At 68.1% G+C, this 15,680-nt stretch carries 16 protein-coding genes and 1 tRNA gene; 6 read left to right on the top strand and 11 right to left on the bottom strand.

Annotation, left to right across the window (positions count from 1 at the left end; genetic code table 11):
- The first annotated feature begins 345 nt into the window (after positions 1 to 345).
- The 3 genes from AAG801_RS17660 (at position 346) to AAG801_RS17650 (ending at position 1,838) form a co-directional block, all read left to right on the top strand.
- The gene (locus AAG801_RS17660) at positions 346 to 807 is read left to right on the top strand and encodes an Rrf2 family transcriptional regulator (RefSeq protein WP_341889519.1); all 462 of its coding nucleotides are present in this window, start codon (positions 346 to 348) and stop codon (positions 805 to 807) included.
- Positions 797 to 1,699, top strand: a complete 903-nt coding sequence (locus tag AAG801_RS17655; protein WP_341889518.1) for an NAD(P)/FAD-dependent oxidoreductase — start codon at positions 797 to 799, stop codon at positions 1,697 to 1,699. The genes AAG801_RS17660 and AAG801_RS17655 overlap by 11 nt, the downstream gene beginning before the upstream one ends.
- A gap of 63 nt (positions 1,700 to 1,762) precedes the next feature.
- Positions 1,763 to 1,838: transfer RNA gene (locus AAG801_RS17650), tRNA-Gly, on the top strand.
- Positions 1,839 to 1,893: 55 nt separating this feature from the next.
- On the opposite strand, the gene fahA is transcribed toward AAG801_RS17650, so the two are convergent.
- The 7 genes from fahA to AAG801_RS17615 all read right to left on the bottom strand — a co-directional run bounded on the left by fahA (position 1,894) and on the right by AAG801_RS17615 (position 8,200).
- On the bottom strand, positions 1,894 to 3,216 hold the full coding sequence (fahA, locus tag AAG801_RS17645; RefSeq protein ID WP_341889517.1) for a fumarylacetoacetase: 1,323 nt from the start codon (positions 3,214 to 3,216) through the stop codon (positions 1,894 to 1,896).
- A 2-nt stretch (positions 3,217 to 3,218) separates the two neighbouring features.
- Positions 3,219 to 4,025 carry a cyclase family protein gene (locus tag AAG801_RS17640; protein WP_056574620.1) on the bottom strand — a complete coding sequence of 269 codons (807 nt, stop codon included), beginning with the start codon at positions 4,023 to 4,025 and terminating at the stop codon, positions 3,219 to 3,221.
- A gap of 40 nt (positions 4,026 to 4,065) precedes the next feature.
- On the bottom strand, positions 4,066 to 4,860 hold the full coding sequence (locus AAG801_RS17635) for an ABC transporter permease (RefSeq protein ID WP_341889516.1): 795 nt from the start codon (positions 4,858 to 4,860) through the stop codon (positions 4,066 to 4,068).
- Entirely contained in the window at positions 4,857 to 5,627 is a 771-nt protein-coding gene (locus AAG801_RS17630) for an ABC transporter permease subunit (RefSeq protein WP_341889515.1), read from the bottom strand. The genes AAG801_RS17635 and AAG801_RS17630 overlap by 4 nt, the downstream gene beginning before the upstream one ends.
- A complete protein-coding gene (locus AAG801_RS17625) occupies positions 5,620 to 6,399 on the bottom strand; it encodes an ABC transporter ATP-binding protein (protein ID WP_341889514.1) in 780 nt (259 codons plus the stop codon). The genes AAG801_RS17630 and AAG801_RS17625 overlap by 8 nt, the downstream gene beginning before the upstream one ends.
- 74 nt (positions 6,400 to 6,473) lie before the next feature.
- Positions 6,474 to 7,421: an ABC transporter substrate-binding protein gene (locus AAG801_RS17620; protein ID WP_341889513.1), complete on the bottom strand. Its 948-nt coding sequence runs from the start codon at positions 7,419 to 7,421 to the stop codon at positions 6,474 to 6,476.
- Complete coding sequence (locus AAG801_RS17615; protein ID WP_341889512.1) at positions 7,418 to 8,200, bottom strand: TetR family transcriptional regulator; 783 nt, start codon at positions 8,198 to 8,200, stop codon at positions 7,418 to 7,420. Before AAG801_RS17615 ends, AAG801_RS17620 begins: the two co-directional genes overlap by 4 nt.
- Positions 8,201 to 8,300: 100 nt before the next feature.
- Between AAG801_RS17615 and AAG801_RS17610 the strand changes: the two genes are divergently transcribed.
- Together AAG801_RS17610 and AAG801_RS17605 are read left to right on the top strand one after the other, a co-directional pair.
- The gene (locus tag AAG801_RS17610) at positions 8,301 to 10,295 is read left to right on the top strand and encodes an acetoacetate--CoA ligase (RefSeq protein ID WP_341889511.1); all 1,995 of its coding nucleotides are present in this window, start codon (positions 8,301 to 8,303) and stop codon (positions 10,293 to 10,295) included.
- Between the two features lie 7 nt (positions 10,296 to 10,302).
- Positions 10,303 to 10,770 carry a YbaY family lipoprotein gene (locus AAG801_RS17605; protein ID WP_341889510.1) on the top strand — a complete coding sequence of 156 codons (468 nt, stop codon included), beginning with the start codon at positions 10,303 to 10,305 and terminating at the stop codon, positions 10,768 to 10,770.
- A 44-nt stretch (positions 10,771 to 10,814) separates the two neighbouring features.
- On the opposite strand, the gene AAG801_RS17600 is transcribed toward AAG801_RS17605, so the two are convergent.
- Together AAG801_RS17600 and AAG801_RS17595 are read right to left on the bottom strand one after the other, a co-directional pair.
- On the bottom strand, positions 10,815 to 12,779 hold the full coding sequence (locus AAG801_RS17600) for an adenylate/guanylate cyclase domain-containing protein (RefSeq protein WP_341889509.1): 1,965 nt from the start codon (positions 12,777 to 12,779) through the stop codon (positions 10,815 to 10,817).
- A gap of 227 nt (positions 12,780 to 13,006) precedes the next feature.
- Positions 13,007 to 13,720 (bottom strand): 2OG-Fe(II) oxygenase, encoded by a 714-nt coding sequence (locus tag AAG801_RS17595; protein WP_341889508.1) that lies wholly within the window; start codon positions 13,718 to 13,720, stop codon positions 13,007 to 13,009.
- Between the two features lie 176 nt (positions 13,721 to 13,896).
- On the opposite strand from AAG801_RS17595, the gene AAG801_RS17590 reads away from it, so the two are divergent.
- Positions 13,897 to 14,400: a GFA family protein gene (locus AAG801_RS17590; RefSeq protein ID WP_341889507.1), complete on the top strand. Its 504-nt coding sequence runs from the start codon at positions 13,897 to 13,899 to the stop codon at positions 14,398 to 14,400.
- A 23-nt stretch (positions 14,401 to 14,423) separates the two neighbouring features.
- Here the strand turns inward: AAG801_RS17590 and AAG801_RS17585 are convergent, their stop codons facing one another.
- Together AAG801_RS17585 and AAG801_RS17580 are read right to left on the bottom strand one after the other, a co-directional pair.
- Complete coding sequence (locus AAG801_RS17585) at positions 14,424 to 15,137, bottom strand: nucleotidyl transferase AbiEii/AbiGii toxin family protein (protein WP_341889506.1); 714 nt, start codon at positions 15,135 to 15,137, stop codon at positions 14,424 to 14,426.
- Positions 15,130 to 15,624: a helix-turn-helix transcriptional regulator gene (locus tag AAG801_RS17580; protein WP_341889505.1), complete on the bottom strand. Its 495-nt coding sequence runs from the start codon at positions 15,622 to 15,624 to the stop codon at positions 15,130 to 15,132. The genes AAG801_RS17585 and AAG801_RS17580 overlap by 8 nt, the downstream gene beginning before the upstream one ends.
- Positions 15,625 to 15,680 lie beyond the last annotated feature (56 nt).

Raw genomic sequence — 15,680 nt, 5'->3', positions numbered from 1 at the left:
GACCCCGACGCCTTGCGCCTGGGCCGTTGCGCCGAGGGCCAGGAGGCCCGCCAGCATGGCGCCGATGAAGATGCGGTTGGTTGCATGTGTAGTCATGAGTGACAGTTCCTTTCGTTGCTGAGTCACGGTTTGCAGAACCGACCGGGGTTCGATCGATTCGGGGGCAACCATGACGGGCCGTTCGGTTGTCGCCATGTGCGGCGCGTTCGCTCGACGCTGTGGGAATCGGCCGTCGGCGGAATCGGGGGCTCGTGCGTTAGGGCGGCGTTCGCAAATCCCCGCGCGATCCGGGGTTTCTGGGCGCGGTGCGCCGCGTCAGTGAAAACATGCAACTCATAATGTTGCATGAAACGAGACAGCAAGCTTTCCGGCGTGCTCCACGTGCTGTTGCACATGGCCGAGCTGAACGCACCCATCACCTCCGAAGCGCTCGCCGCGGCGATGCAGACCAACCCCGTGGTCGTGCGACGGCTCATGGCGGGCCTGCGGCAGGCCGGCTTTGTCAGTTCGGCGAAGGGGCATGGCGGCGGCTGGGTGCTGTCGTGTTCGCTGGGCTCGGTGACGCTGGGCGACATCCACAACGCCGTCGGCACGCCCGCATTGCTGGCCATGGGCAACCGCACCGAGAGCCCGGGCTGCATCGTCGAGCAGGCGGTGAACGCGGCGCTCGACGGCGCCTGCCAGGAGGCCGAGGCGCTGCTGCTGCGACGCCTCAACGGCATCACGCTGGCCGATCTTTCCAAGGACTTTCATCGCCGCATGACGGGCGGCGGCTTCACCATGAAGGACATCGCACATGCGTTATGACGCACTCATCGTGGGCGGCAGCTTTGCCGGCCTCTCCGCCGCCATGCAACTGGCGCGCGCACGCAGGAAGGTCTGCGTTGTCGACGCGGGCGCGCCGCGCAACCGCTTCGCCGCCGCCTCGCACGGCTTCTTCGGGCAGGACGGCATGCCGCCGCTGCAGATGATTGCCGACGCGCGCGACAAGCTGCTCGCCTACCCGTCGGTCACGTTCGTCGAGGGCACGGTGACTGCAGCGACGGCCGATGGCGCGGAGGGCTTCACGGTTTCGCTGAACAACGGCGAAGAGCTCTCGGCGCGCAAGCTGCTGCTGTCTTTCGGCGTGCATGACGGCCTGCCCGACATTCCGGGCCTCGGCGAGCGCTGGGGCAAGAGCGTGCTGCACTGTCCCTATTGCCACGGCTACGAGTTCGGCGACCGGCCGCTGGGCGTGCTCTTTCACAGCGCGCACCCGCCGGACCACGCGCTGCTGATCGCCGAGTGGGGCCCGACCACGCTCTTCTTGAATGGCGACGAAGGGCCGGACGCCGAGGCGCGTGCCCGGCTGCAGGCACGCGGCGTGATCCTCGAGCCCGGGCGCATCGCTGGTCTCGAAGGGCAGGGGACGGACCTGGCGGCCGTGCGCCTGGACGACGGGCGGCGCGTGCCGATCGAGGCGTTGTTCGTGGCGCCGCACACGCGGCCGACCAGTCCGCTGGCCGAACAGCTGGGCTGCGCGTTCGACGACGGCCCCACGGGCCCGGTGCTGCGCGTCGATGCGATGAAGACGACCACGGTGCCCGGCGTGTACGCGGCGGGCGATGTGGCGATGGCTTTTTCCAACGCCACGCTGGCCTCGGCCGACGGGCTGTTCGCCGGGGTGTCGATGCACCGCGCGCTGGTGTTCGGGGCCTGATTTCAAATTTTTTCGGGGGAGGCTGGCAAACGGCCCCGAACCACCCTATAATCTGAGGCTCACGCGGGAATAGCTCAGTTGGTAGAGCGCAACCTTGCCAAGGTTGAGGTCGAGAGTTCGAGACTCTTTTCCCGCTCCAAATCGCATGAAAAAGGCCACCTCACCAGGTGGCCTTTTTCATTGGTGCGTCCGGTTCAACCTCGCGCCGGCAGCACGGTCCCCCGGCTTTCGCCGAAACCGATGCGCGCATGGCCGGGCTTCTCGCACCAGCCGCGCAGCAACACCGCATCGCCGTCTTCCAGGAAACCACGCGTTTCGCCGTTGGCCAGCGTCACCGGGGTTTGGGCCGCGCGCGTCAGTTCGATGATCGCGCCGGCCTCGCCTTCGCCAGGTCCCGAGATGGTGCCGCTGCCGAACAGGTCGCCCGGGTTCAGGCTGCAGCCGCCCACCGTGTGGTGCGCCACCATTTGCGCAACGCTCCAGTACTGGTGACGGAAGCTTGTGCCCGACAGGCGCGACGGCCCGGTCTTCTGCTCGCGCGCCTTTTCGCTTTCGAGCCACGCCTCGAGCCGGATGTCGAGCGCGCCGCCTTCGCGATTCGCGGCACTTTCCAGGTACGCCAGCGGTTGCGGGTCGTTCGCGGGCCGCGTCCATGCCTGACGGTAGGGCGCCAGCGCCTCCATCGTCACGATCCACGGCGAGATCGTGGTGGCGAAGTTCTTCGCGAGGAAGGGGCCGAGCGGCGCCATTTCCCAGAACTGGATGTCGCGCGCCGACCAGTCGTTGAGCAGGCAGAGGCCGAAGATGTGCGCCTCCGCGCGTTCGAGCGGAATCGCCTCGCCCTGCGCATTGCCCTGGCCGATCCACACGCCCAGCTCCAGCTCGTAGTCGAGCCGCGCGCAGGCCTGATACGTCGGGGCCTTCGCGCCGGGCGCCATGGCCTGGCCCATCGGCCGGTGAAAGCGCTGGCCGCTCACGCCGATGGTCGACACGCGCCCGTGGTACGCCGTCGGCACCCAGCGGAAGTTGGGCGTGACGTCGCCGTCGGGGTTCATCAGGCGGCTGATGTTCAGCGCGTGGTCGATCGAGGTGTAGAAGTCGGTGTAGTCGCCGATGCGCGCGGGCACGGTGTAGTCGACCTCGGCCTGTGGCACGAGGCAGGACTGCAGGTCGTCCATGGTCGCAGCCGGCGCATCGCTGCGCAGCAACGCGAAGACCGCATGGCGCAGCGCCTGCCAGGCGGACGGGCCGAGCGCGAAGAAGTCGTTGAGCGCGGGCAGGGCGGCTGCGCGCGCCGCATCGAGCACGAGGCCATCGACGTGCGATCCGGCGGCCAGCGCCGCGAGGTCGAGCACCTGGTCGCCGATCGCCACGCCACCGCGAAACGGCTCGGGGCTGCCGGTGCGACGGAACATCGCATACGGCAGGTTCTGGATCGGAAAGTCGCTGCCCGCGACGTTGGCCGATGCAACCCAGCTGCGGGCGTCGACGTCGTGCGTGTGGTTGAGTTCGATCATGCTCAGACCGACGCCATCAGCGCGTCATCGAAGATCGCCACCGCGCGCGTCCAGCCCGCCGAGGCGCCGCGGATCTTGTGCGGGAAGCAGCTGATGAAGAAGCCCGTGGGCGGCAGCACCTCGAGGTTGTGCAGCTTCTCGATGTGGCAGTAGCCGATGTCGCGCCCGGCCTTGTGGCCTTCCCAGATCAGCGAGGCGTCCTGCGTCTCGCCGTACTTCTTTGCGGTGTGCACGAAGGGCGCGTCCCAGCTCCAGGCGTCGGTGCCCGTGAGGCGCACGCCGCGCTCCAGCAAATACATGGTGGCTTCGTAGCCCATGCCCGCGCCGGCCGACACGTAGTCGTTGTTGCCGTAGCGCGAGCCCGCGCGCGTGTTGACCACCACGATCTCCAGCGGGCTCAGCGTGTGGTTGATGCGCTTCAATTCCGCCTCGACGTCCGCGGCCGTGACCACGTAGCCGTCGGCGAAGTGGCGAAAGTCGAGCTTCACGCCCGGCTGGAAGCACCATTCGAGCGGCACGTCGTGGATGGCGATGGCGGGCTTCTTCTCGCCCAGTGCCTTGTCCATCGTCGAGTGAAAGTGATACGGCGCATCGAGGTGCGTGCCGTTGTGCGTGGACAGCTGCACCAGCTCCACCGCCCAGCCTTCACCATCGGGCAGGTCTTCTTTCTTCAGGCCGGGAAAGAAAGGCTCGATCTGCTCGAAGGTGTTGTCGTGCGTGAAGTACTGGATCTTCGGCGCGAAGGCCGGCGGATCGGACAGCACGTCGTTTTCGAGAAAGATCGACAGGTCGACGAACTTGCGTGGCATGGCGAGGCTCCTTGTGGGGTGTTGGATTTGATGGAATTGATCAGGGCTGCTGCCACCGCAGCAGGCGCTTTTCGGCAAAGGCCAGCAGCGCATTGCTCACGAAGCCGATGAGCCCGAGCAGCACGATGCCGGCGAACAGGTCGCTGGCGCGGAAGGCGCGGGCCGCCAGCAGAATGGCCTGGCCCAGGCCGCTTTGCGAGGCGATCATTTCGCCCACCACCGCAACGATCAGCGCGATGGTCAGCGCCAGCCGCATGCCGGCCAGGATGTCGGGCATGGCATTGGGCAGGCCCATCTTCCAGATGTACGCGGCGCGCGACATCTGCAGGCAGCGCGCCACTTCCGACAGGCGCGGCTCCACGGCCGCGAAGCCGTGCACCGTGGCCAGCAGCACCGGCCACATCGCGCCGAAGGCGACCACGAACAGCACCATGCCGGGGTTCAGCCCGAAGATCGAAATGGCCAGCGGCAGCAGCGCCGAGGCGGGCAGCGGGCGGATGAACTCCAGCGTCGGTTGCACCCACGCGCGCACTGCGGGCGACACGCCGATGGCCGCGCCCAGCAGCACGCCGAAGAGCGAAGCCAGCAGCCAGCCTTCGACCATGCGACCGATCGTGGCCTGCGTGAAGGCGAGCAGTTCGCCATTGCCATCGTTGCCCGCTGAGAGATTGAGCCCTTCGAGCAGGCTCGCGAAGGTGGCCTGCGGCGTGGGCAAGAACACGCGGCTGACCCAGCCCGCGTTGCTTGCCACCCACCACAGCGCGATCAGCGCGAGCAGCACGCCCGCGGAGCCCAGCCACCCCAGACCCAGTCGGTCGTTGCGGTTGTTGTTCATGGCTGCACCCCCATGCGGCGCGCGACGAAGGATTGCAGCCGCACCATGCCCGCGTTGACCGCGAAGCCCACCACGCCGATCCAGCCGAGCCACGCGAGCATCAGCGCGGGGTCGAAGCTCTGCTGCGCGATCATCATCGCGTAACCCATGCCGTGCGGATTCGCGGCGATTTCGACCGTCACCGCCACCACCAGCGCCACCGCCACGCCGAGGCGCAATGCGACGAACAGGCGCGGCACGATGGCCGGCAGCACGATCTTGAAGGCACGTTCGCGCGCCGACAGGCCGAGCACGCGGCTCACTTCGAGCAGCCGGGGCTCGATCTGCTGCACCGCCGATTGCACCAGCACCAGCAGCGGCCAGAAGGTGGCGAAGGCGACGATGGCCACTTCCATGCGCACGCCGAAACCGAAGCCCAGCATCGCGAGCGGAATCAGTGCGACGGAAGGCACGGGGCGCAGCACCTCGATGGAGACGGAGCCCAGCTGCGCTGCGCGGCGCGAGAGCCCGAGCACCAGCCCGAGTGCAATGCCGAGCACCGCACCCAGCAGCAAGCCCAGCGCTGCCGTGCCGAGCGTGAAGCCCGTGGCCTGCCAGAGCGAGCCGTCCATCGCCGCGCCGACGAAAGCCTTGGCCGCCGCGGTCGGTGGCGCGAGCGCATCGCTGCCCAACGCCGCCGCGCGCCGCGCGTACCACTCGAAGGCGCCGACCAGCACCGCAGGAAACACCCACGGCCGCAGCCAGCGAAAGACGCGGCCTTCAGTCATGGCCCTGCTCGATGAAGGCGAACAGCTCACGCCGCAACTGCAGGTAGTCCGGATGCTCCTTGGTCGTGAGCTGGTCGCGCGGGCGCGGGATCTTCACGTCGATCATCCGCGCGAGGCTCGGCCGTCCGGGGCCGGGGTTGGCCTGCAGCGCGATCACGCGGTCGCCCAGGTAGATGGCCTCTTCGAGGTCGTGCGTCACGAACAGCACCGTGAGCCCGTCGTCGCGCACCAGCCGCGCGAGCTCGTCCTGCAGGCTCTGGCGGGTGAGCGCATCGAGCGCGCCGAAGGGCTCGTCCATCATCATCAGCTCGGGCTTCTGCGCAAGGCAGCGCGCGATCTGTGCGCGTTGCTGCATGCCGCCCGAGAGCTGCACCGGAAACTTCTGCGCGTGCTTCGCGAGGCCGACCTTGCCGAGCACGTCGGCGATGCGCGACGCGCGCTCAGCGGCGGGCACACCGGCCGCTTCGAGCGCGAGGCTCACGTTGCCTTCGACCGTGCGCCACGGCAGCAGCGCGCGACCGTAGTCCTGGAACACGAAGGCGACTTCGCGCGAGGGTGCCGTCATCGGCACGCCCTTGCGCCGCACCTCGCCGGCACTCGCGGTGACGAGACCACTGGCCGCGCGCAGCAGCGTGGTCTTGCCGCAGCCGCTCGGGCCGACGATGCAGACGAACTCGCCGCGCGCCACGTCAAACGACGTGGGCGACAGGATCTCGCGCCCGCCCAAGCGGATGGCGACGCCGTCGAAGCGCAGGAAGGGCGGGGCTTGCATCGCCGAATTTGTTGGCGAGCCTGCAACGCTCGCGTAAAGCGCGGCGCGCGTGGTGATCGGGGCAGGTGCGGAAATCACTTGGCGATCAGCTTCGCAACGTCGATGTTCGTCTTGAGCATGTCCTGCTCTTTCATGAGCCCGGTCCAGTAGCCCAGCTGCTTGTCGGTGACGACCGGGCCGGGTGGTGAGACCTGCACCTTGGCGAGCACCTCGGCCGGCAGCTTGATGTACTTGCCGATGGCCGTGCGCACCTTGGCGTCGTTCTTCGCCTGCTGCATGAAGCCGCTGGATTCGACCAGCGCCTCGCGGAACGCGCGCGCCGTGGCGGGGTTCTTCGCCACCCACTCGCGCTTGGCCGCATGCACGATGGTCTGGTTGTTCTCGGGCAGGAAGGTCGAGTAGTACGAGGCCACGTAGCCCGCGCCGCTCTCGGTGATGCGGCTCATGAACGGGTCGGCCGACACCACCGCATCGACCGAACCGCCGCGCAGCAGGTCGGCATGCTGCGGGAAGGCGGCCTCGATGAAGTTCACCTTGCGGTAGTCGACGCCGCTGTCCTTCAGCCACGCGCGGAAGGTCACGTGCAGGAAGGCCCCGAGCCCCGGCACGCCGATCTTCTTGCCCACGCAGTCCTGCGGGCTCTTGATGCCCGAGCCCGCGCGCGCCACGAGTCCGAAGCCCGTGATCGTCTTCGAGGTGAGGCCGCCGCCGGCCACCAGCACCAGGTCGAGACCGCCGTCCACCGCCTGCAGGAACACCGAAGGCGTGGGCCCGCCGATCTGCAGCGAGTCGGACTGCAGCGCGGCCGGGATGGTGGAGTTCAGCGGAATGAACTTCAGCTCCACGTCGAGGTTGCGCTTCTTGAAGTAGCCCTCCTCGGCCGCCACGAAGACCGAGGCGAAGTCGGTCACCGCCGTGTAGCCGAACACGATCTTCGGGTGCGCCTGCTGTGCGCGCGAAGGCAACGAGGCGGTGGCCGATGCGGCCGCGAGCGCCGACAGCAGGGTGCGTCTTTTCATCATGGCTGGGGTCTCCTGGGGATGGTCTTTTTCGTGCGTGAGGACTTGGCGGCGGGGGCCTTCGAAGCCGCCTTCGCAACGGCTTTGGGACGGGGCAGCGCGGCGCGCAGGCCACCGGCGATGAAGTTCACGAGCATCGGCGCCACGGCCGGGTCGGCGCGTGTGTTCTCGCCGCGCGAGAGCCGTTCGATGCGGCTGTCGGTCAGGTGGTGCAGCAGCGCGCCGAGCGCGAACTGGTAGCCCCACGCGACCTGGCTGCGCGTGGCGTGCGGCAGCGCCACATGCAACGCGTCGATGTAGGCCTCGGCCAGCGGGTCGAAGTAGCCGCGCAGCACGCGGTCGGCTTCTTCAGTCGCGTGGTACAGCTCGCGCGCCACCAGCAGTGCGTAGTACTCGCCCTCGGTGCTCGCACGCAGCGCCAGCACGGGTGCGGTGAAGGCCTCGATGATGCGCGGCAGCGTGCGCGCGTCGTCGGGGTCGATGGTCACGGCCGCGAGGCGCGCGAGCCGCTCGTCGATGCTGTGGCTCCAGTGTTCGAAGATCGCGTGGAACAGCTCGTGCTTCGGGCCGAAGTAGTAGCCCACCAGCGCGAGCGGCACACCGGCTTCTTCGGCGATCTGGCGGATCGTCACCGCGTGGTAGCCGTGCTGCGCAAAGAGCTTTTCGGCCGCCAGCAGGATCGCCTGTCGGCGGTCGGGTCGCGCGGCCTCGGGCGCGGCGCTTGAGGCGGCTGAGGCGCGTGAGGTGCTGCGTTTGCGGGCCGTCGGTGTGCGAGCGTTCATGGGGCCGTATTGAACGGCTGTACAAAAATGTTGAACACACGTACAAACCCTGAGGTCAACCCTCATTGAGCACGGCCGTTCGCGGCGCTACGCTCGTGGCATGCCCGCTCCCAACATCCCCCAGATCCGTCTTTATCAGAACTGGCTGCGCGACACGCGCGCCCTCGCCTTCGACAGCTACGACGCGCTGTGGCGCTGGTCCGTCACCGACCTCGATGCCTTCTGGCAGAGCATCTGGGACTACGCCGGCCTGCACTCGCCCACGCCCCACACCGCGGTGCTCGCCGAACGGCGCATGCCCGGCGCGCGCTGGTTCCCCGGCGCACAGGTCAACTACACGCGCGAGGTGCTGCGCCATGCCGACGCGGCCCATGCGGCCGGCCTGCCCGCCATCGTCAGCGACAACGAACGCGGCGAGGTGCGCGAGCTGTCGTGGCCCGAGCTGCGCCGTCAGGTGGCCGCGGTGGCGCTCACGCTGAAGTCGCTCGGCGTGCGCCACGGCGACCGCGTGGCCGCCTACATGCCGAACGTGCCCGAGACCATGGTGGCGTTTCTTGCGTGCTCCAGCATCGGCGCGGTGTGGAGCGTGTGCGCGCCCGACATGGGCACGGCCGCCGTCGCTGACCGTTTCCGCCAGATCGAGCCCACGTTGCTGATTGCGGTCGATGGCGTGCACTACGGCGGCAAGCCGCTCGATCGCAGCACGGTGCTGCAGGAGCTGCGCGGCCAGCTGCCGAGCGTGCAGAAACTGCTGCTCGTGCAGACGCCCTTTGCTGCGAACGCGGTGGCGCACGACGTCGAATGGCAGCAGGCCATCGCGCGCGACGACGCCGAGGTCGCGGCCTTCGAGCCCGAGTGGCTGCCCTTCGATCACCCGATCTGGATCGTCTATTCGAGCGGCACCACCGGCCTGCCCAAGCCCATCGTGCACGGGCAGGGCGGCATCCTGCTGACCATGCACGCCTGCGGCCTGCACAACGACGTGGGCGCGAGCTATGGCGCCAACAACCTCGGCGAGCGCTACCACTGGTACAGCTCCACGGGCTGGGTGATGTGGAACTCGCAGCTCTCGGGCCTGGCCTTCGGCGCCACCATCTGCATCTACGACGGCAACCCGGCGGGCAGCAAGGAGAAGCCCGACTGGGGCGTGCTGTGGCGCTTTGTTGCGAAGCACCGCGTCACCTTCTTCGGCGCGGGCGCGGCCTACTTCACCAACTGCATGAAGGCCGGCTTGGTCGCGAAAGACTGCGGCGATCTGTCGCGCGTGCGCGCACTCGGCAGCACAGGCTCGCCGCTGCCCGACGAGGTGCAGCGCTGGGGCTCGCAGCAGATCCTCGACGCGGGCTCGACCGGTGTGTGGTGGTGCAACATCTCCGGCGGCACCGACTTCTGCGGCGCTTTCGTCGGCGGCAACCGCGAGCTGCCCGAAGTGCCGGGCCAGATGCAGTGCCGCGAACTCGGCCACGCGGTCGAGGCCTGGAACGAACAGGGCCAGCCAGTCATCGGCGAGGTCGGCGAACTGGTGTGCACGCAACCCATTCCCTCGATGCCGCTGTACTTTTGGGGCGACGAAGGCAACGCACGTTATGTGTCGAGCTACTTCGACACCTACCCGGGCGTGTGGCGCCACGGCGACTGGATCAAGATCGGCAACGACGGCGGCTGCATCATCTACGGCCGCAGCGACGCCACCATCAACCGCCAGGGCCTGCGCATGGGCACGAGCGAAATCTACAGCGCGGTCGAGGGCCTGCCCGAAGTGCTCGACTCGATGGTGGTCGACCTCGAATACCTGGGCCGCGACAGCTACATGCCGCTGTTCGTGGTGCTGCGCCCCGGCGTGGCGCTCGACGACGCCATGCGCACGCGCCTCAACAACGCCATCAAGACCTCGCTGTCGCCGCGCTTCGTGCCCAACGACATCTTCCAGGTGGCCGAGATTCCGCGCACGCTGTCGGGCAAGAAGCAGGAGCTGCCGATCAAGAAGCTGCTGCTGGGCCAGCCGATCGAGAAGGTCGTGAACCGCGAGGCGATGGCAAACCCCGGCAGCCTGGATTGGTATGTGGCTTTCGCCGCGGAGCGTGCCTCCGCATAATGGGCCGATGAAAAGACGCACCAGCCTCCTCATGCTCTCCGCGATTGCCGGAGCCTCCGTCCTGAGCGCCTGCGCTTCCTCGGACACGCCGGCCACGCCCAAACCGGGCGCCGCACCGCTGCGCGTGACGGGCACCGTGGCCTACCGCGAGCGCATCGCACTCGACCCCGCGGCCGAAGTGCGCGTGCAACTGCTCGACGTGTCGCGCATGGACGCGCCCTCGGTCGTGCTCGCTGAGCAGCGCATTCCCGCCAACGGCAAGCAGCCGCCCTTCGCGTTCGAACTGAGCGTCGATGCGGCACGCATCGATCCGCGCATGCGCTACGCCGTGGCGGCGCGCATCACGCGTGGCGAGCAGCTGCTGTTCATCAACGACACGCAGTACGGTGTGCTCACGCAGGGCAACGGCACCACCGCCAACCTGATGCTGGTGCGCGTGACCACGCCGCCCGCGCCACCGCGTCCCTCGCGCTGATCGACCGACCCGCGCGACATGACGTTCGCGCGGATCGGTCCCGATCAAGTCAGCAGTTCGTGCAGCACCATGCGCGTCTGCCGGCCGCGCAGCTCCACCAGCTCTTCGATGCGCCGCGTGGCCAACCGCCCCTTCAGGGCCGCGTAGGTGACTTCTGAAATCAGCATGCGCGTGCCCAGCTGGCGGTTCGCGCCTTCGATGCGGCTCGCCACGTTCACCACGTCGCCGAACGCCGTGTAAGACAGCCGGTCGTTCGACCCCAGCACCCCCGCCACCACCACGCCGGTGTGAATGCCGATGTGCGTGCGGAACTCGGGCAGGCCCTGTTCGGCCCACTGCCGGTTGAGCGCGTGCATTTCGGCGTGCAGCTCCAGTGCGGCGCAGCAGGCCTTGTACTCGGCGTCTTCCAGATCGGCCGGCGCACCCCACAGCACCATGATGCCGTCGCCGATGAACTTGTCGATCACGCCGCCGTGGCGCGCGAACACGTCGGCCGCGAGGTTGAAGTACGCGGTCAGCTGGCGCACCAGCACGTCGGCCGCGATCGATTCGGAAATCGACGTGAAGCCTTCCACGTCGGTGAACATCACCGTCACCTGGCGCGGCGAGCCGTTGGGCGCGAGCGCGTGGCCTTGCGCCACCAGCTGGTTGATCACGTCCACCGGCACGAACTTGCGAAAGGCCTTGAGGCTGCGCGCCGAGTCGTCGAGCGCCTGATCGAGGTGCTGGATTTCGAGCACGCGGCTGGGCTCGCGCGGCAGGTCGTCGAGCTCGAGGCGACCGATGCGGTGCGCGATGCGCGAGAGGTTCTCGACCGGCGCCGTCACCAGCTTCGACAACTTCAATGACATGTACAGCGCCAGCCCCAGGAACACCAGCGCCAGCAGCAGCGACCACGCCACCGCACGCCGCAGGCCACCCAGCAGCAGGTCTTCGGGCACCCAGCTCACCAGCTGCCAGCCCGTGGCGGGAATGCGCGAGGCCTGCACGAGGTAGCGCTTGCCTTCGTGGCTGAACGCGAAGGCCGTGTCGCTGCCGCTGCCGGCGATGCCGTCGGCCGCCATCTGCGCATCGAGCGCGCCGAGTGCGCCCGTGGGTGCCTCCAGCGTGTGCAGCACGCCCGGCATGTCGCTGCGTGCGAGCACCTTGTGGTCGGCGCTGAGCAGCGCGCTGTTGCCGTTGCCGTTGCGGCTGAACAGCCGCACGAACTCCGACAGCCGGCCCAGCGACACGTCGCCCGCCACCACCATCGCCTGCGGGCTGCCCTCGGCCTGGCGGCGCTGGCTCGGCAGCGCGTAGGTCACGCCCAGCTCCTGCGCGGCGGCGAACACATAGGGGCTGGTCCAGACCGGCGCCTGCGTCTTGCGCGCCTGCACGAACCAGCTGCGCTGCGTCGGGTTGTAGTTGCTGCGGTAGGCCTCCACGCGCTGCGTGGCAAAGCGCTGCTGCACATCGGCCTCGGAGCCCAGCGGCAGCTTGTACTGCCAGGTCTCGGTGGTGAAGTCGGCGCTGCGCGCAATGTGGCGGATGGCCGGCACCGGGTAGCGCAGCGCCATCAGCATCTTGCCCTCGACGTTCGCCACGTAGACGCTGTCGAGTTCGGGTGACTGCTGCAGCAGCGTCCACAAAAGCTCGGCCGTGCGCTCGACGTTCTCGCCCGCGGGCGTGAGGCTGGGCGAGCTGCCGATCGCGCCGACCGCCGATTCGGCCTTGGACAGGAAGGCCAGCACCTTGTCTTCGATGCGGTCGTGGTTCGACTTGTGCGCCGAGCTGCCGATCGTCGTCACCAGCCGCTGCGAGCCCCAATAGCCCAGCGTGACCAGCAGCAGCGACTGCGCGAGCGCCACGGCACTGACGATGGAGCCGACATCGACCCGGAAGCGACGCGGTCGCCGGGGCACAGGAGGTTCAGCAGAAGAGGGGGACGAAGGCGGTGGCAACGGCGTGGTGGCGTGCGCGAAAGACGGGCGACCCGCCACATCCGGAGGCCCGGACGATTTCTTGTACATACAGCTCCCTGACGACAACTCGGAACGGACCCCGGCTCCTCCTCACGAGGTCGTGGTCCGACGTCCGGAGGGGGTTGCGGGGCCGATCGTGTGCGCCGGCCATCCTGGCAATCCCCCCAGATGCGCGCGGGATTTTCGCCTGTAATTGGTACATATGTGCAACTTTGCACGCTGGATGCAACGTTGCCGCGCCCGAGGACTTGCTTGCGAACGGGCGTTCGTTTTGGTTAGCGCGCGTCGTGAAAGATCAGGCCCAGCGTATGGCGCCGCCCGCTGCGCACGCGGCTCACGCCATGGCGCATCGTCACGCGGTAGCTGCCGCGCGTGCCGGCCACGGGCCGCTGGTTCACCGCGAAGATCACCGCTTCACCTTGCGCGAGCGGCACCACCTCGGCGCGCGACTGCATGCGCGGGCGCTGCTCGGTCAGCACGAACTCGCCGCCGGTGAAGTCTTCACCGGGCCGGCTCAACAGCACCGTGAGCTGCAGCGGAAATTGCAGGTCGCCATACAGGTCCTGGTGCAGGCAGTTGTAGTCGCCTTCGTCGTAACGCAGCAGCAGCGGCGTGGGGCGCAACTGTCCCGCCGCATGGCAGCGATCGAGGTAGGCCGCGTGGTCCGGCGGGTAGTCGGCCGGCTGGCCCATCGCGGTGGCCCAGGCATTGGCCAGCGGCGCGAGGCGTTCATACAGCGCGCTGCGAAACGCCACGAGCTTGGACGGCAGCGGGTTCGCGAAGTACTGGTACTCGCCCTGACCGAAGCCGTGGCGCTGCATGACCACGCGGCTGCGGAAATGCTGCGGCTGTTCGTACATCGCGGCGAGTGCGGCGCATTCCTTCGGTGTGAACAGCGCGCCGATGGCAGCGCAGCCGCGCGTGGCCAGGTCGGCGTCGATGCGGGGCCAGTCGAGGGCGTCGACGCGGGAGGGGACGGGGGAGGTCATGGGGGCAGTGTCGCGCTGCTGATGCGTGAGGGCTCGCCGTTTTCGGACGCGGGTTTCGGTGAGCTGTGCGGCAGTGTTCTTGTTGTTTCGCGAAGGGATCGCATGGGTTTTGAATCGGCCGATGAAGCGGGACACGTATTGAGCGATCATTCTGAAAATCAAGCCAGAAAGCGCCCATGAGCACCCAAAGCAACGCCCCTCAAGACACCGCCAACGACTGGCAACTCCCCTGGACCGGCGGCTGCCGCTGCGGCCAGGTGCGCCTGCGCATCACCGCACCGCCGCTGCTGGCGATGGCCTGCCATTGCACCGGCTGCCAGCGCATGAGCGCCAGCGCGTTCTCATTGTCTTTGGCGATCCCGACGCCGGGCTTCGAGGTGGTGTCGGGCGAACCCGTCATCGGCGGCCTGCACGGCGACTCGCACCACTTCTTCTGCCCGCACTGCAAGAGCTGGATGTTCACCCGCACCGAAGGCATGGACGAGTTCGTCAACCTGCGCCCCACGATGCTCGACCGGCACGAATGGGTCGTGCCCTTCGCCGAAACCTGGACCGACGAGAAGCTGCCCTGGGCGACGACGCCGGCGAAGCACAGCTTCGGCAAGCTGCCGGAGTTCGCGGCCTTCCCGGCGTTGATCCAGGCGTTTGCGCAAGAGGGCGCGCGGCCGGCCAAGGCCTGACCGGGCCAGCCTCGGTCCGCGTCTCAGCTCAAGCGCTGCGTTCGCGGCAGCAGGGCCTTGATGTGCTTGCGCAGCAACGCGGGCGGAATCGTAGTCATCTGCAGCATGTGCATGCATCGCTCCATGCGTCCGGGCCGCGCCAGCAGCGCATCGGCTGCCTTTTCAAGATCGGCATCGATGCTGTCCCCGTAGGCGAGACGGGCCTTGCTTGCCGCGCGCAGCAGCAAGGGCTTGCCGGGCTGCATCATGGCCAGGTCGATCAGGTCGCGGCTGAACACGCTGTCGTCGGCCCAGCGGTCGGAGTTGGCGAGCAGCTTGCTCGCCGCCATGTCCAGCGGCGTGAGGGTGGCGATGCCGTCGATGCGGTCTGTGGGGCCGGGAGCTTCGAGTGCGATGCGCGCCTCGAGCACGATCTCGAACTTGATGTCGGTCTCGCCCACGCGCACGGCACTGCGGACGCCGTATTGGTCGGCGCGGACGTCGCGCACCTGCTGCAATGTCGCGCCTTCCCGGGTAAGCGCGCGCAGCCCCTCGTTGCTGGTTGCCAGCTGGCGCAGGCAACGGTAGCCCGCCACATCGGACACGAGGAAGTCGATGTCGACCGACTCGCGGTACTCGCCATGGCGCAGCGCGATGGCCGTGCCGCCGCCGAACAGGCAATGGTTGTCCGCCAGCAGGGGCGCGTTCAGCGCCGCGAGCACCTCGGCGACCTGGCGATGGTGCGCGCGCTCAAACATCCAGCGGCTTCCGGCCCAGCATGCGGGCCAACTCGGCCAGCAACTGGCGCTCGTTGTCTTCGAGCGCGGACGGATTGGCGTGGCGCCAGTTGCGTTCGTAAGTGCCCCAGGCCTCCTCGGGTGTGAGCTCCGCGTCTGCCGGCAATTGCCAGGCCAGGCGACGCAACTGCGCGAAGTCGCCGACCCGGACGGTCTGCGTCGGCGTGCGCGAAGACGCCGGCATCGCCATCTCTTTGGAGGTGCCTTCGACCGGTGCCGTCACTTCGACATCGAGCCCCAATGCCGCCAGCGCGTTCATGTAGGCCCCCATCGTGACGGAGGGCTCTCCGCGTTCGATGCGATGCAGCGTCATGCGCGACATGCCCGCCGCCTCGGCGGCCGTGGTGGCGCTGATCCTGAGCGACTTCCGCCGCGCATGGATATGCCGGCCGAGCGCTTCAAGGCGTCGGCTGGCCCCCTCGAAGGTGGGCGGTGCGGTGGATGGCATATATGTATCTCATGTTAGGCAAAACTAATGAAATGTCTAGTATGAGATGCATTTTT

The organism is Variovorax sp. YR752 (assembly GCF_943372545.1).
The sequence above is the reverse complement of the archived record's forward strand: the minus strand, read 5'-3'. Positions and strand labels throughout refer to the sequence as shown.

Excerpts from the sequence above, each read along its gene's own strand:
- AAG801_RS17660 (WP_341889519.1), top strand. The coding sequence starts at position 346 with ATGAAACGAGACAGCAAGCTTTCCGGCGTGCTCCACGTGCTGTTGCAC.
- AAG801_RS17655 (WP_341889518.1), top strand. The coding sequence starts at position 797 with ATGCGTTATGACGCACTCATCGTGGGCGGCAGCTTTGCCGGCCTCTCC.
- fahA (WP_341889517.1), bottom strand. The coding sequence starts at position 3,216 with ATGATCGAACTCAACCACACGCACGACGTCGACGCCCGCAGCTGGGTT.
- AAG801_RS17640 (WP_056574620.1), bottom strand. The coding sequence starts at position 4,025 with ATGCCACGCAAGTTCGTCGACCTGTCGATCTTTCTCGAAAACGACGTG.
- AAG801_RS17635 (WP_341889516.1), bottom strand. The coding sequence starts at position 4,860 with ATGAACAACAACCGCAACGACCGACTGGGTCTGGGGTGGCTGGGCTCC.
- AAG801_RS17630 (WP_341889515.1), bottom strand. The coding sequence starts at position 5,627 with ATGACTGAAGGCCGCGTCTTTCGCTGGCTGCGGCCGTGGGTGTTTCCT.
- AAG801_RS17625 (WP_341889514.1), bottom strand. The coding sequence starts at position 6,399 with ATGCAAGCCCCGCCCTTCCTGCGCTTCGACGGCGTCGCCATCCGCTTG.
- AAG801_RS17620 (WP_341889513.1), bottom strand. The coding sequence starts at position 7,421 with ATGATGAAAAGACGCACCCTGCTGTCGGCGCTCGCGGCCGCATCGGCC.
- AAG801_RS17615 (WP_341889512.1), bottom strand. The coding sequence starts at position 8,200 with ATGAACGCTCGCACACCGACGGCCCGCAAACGCAGCACCTCACGCGCC.
- AAG801_RS17610 (WP_341889511.1), top strand. The coding sequence starts at position 8,301 with ATGCCCGCTCCCAACATCCCCCAGATCCGTCTTTATCAGAACTGGCTG.
- AAG801_RS17605 (WP_341889510.1), top strand. The coding sequence starts at position 10,303 with ATGAAAAGACGCACCAGCCTCCTCATGCTCTCCGCGATTGCCGGAGCC.
- AAG801_RS17600 (WP_341889509.1), bottom strand. The coding sequence starts at position 12,779 with ATGTACAAGAAATCGTCCGGGCCTCCGGATGTGGCGGGTCGCCCGTCT.
- AAG801_RS17595 (WP_341889508.1), bottom strand. The coding sequence starts at position 13,720 with ATGACCTCCCCCGTCCCCTCCCGCGTCGACGCCCTCGACTGGCCCCGC.
- AAG801_RS17590 (WP_341889507.1), top strand. The coding sequence starts at position 13,897 with ATGAGCACCCAAAGCAACGCCCCTCAAGACACCGCCAACGACTGGCAA.
- AAG801_RS17585 (WP_341889506.1), bottom strand. The coding sequence starts at position 15,137 with ATGTTTGAGCGCGCGCACCATCGCCAGGTCGCCGAGGTGCTCGCGGCG.
- AAG801_RS17580 (WP_341889505.1), bottom strand. The coding sequence starts at position 15,624 with ATGCCATCCACCGCACCGCCCACCTTCGAGGGGGCCAGCCGACGCCTT.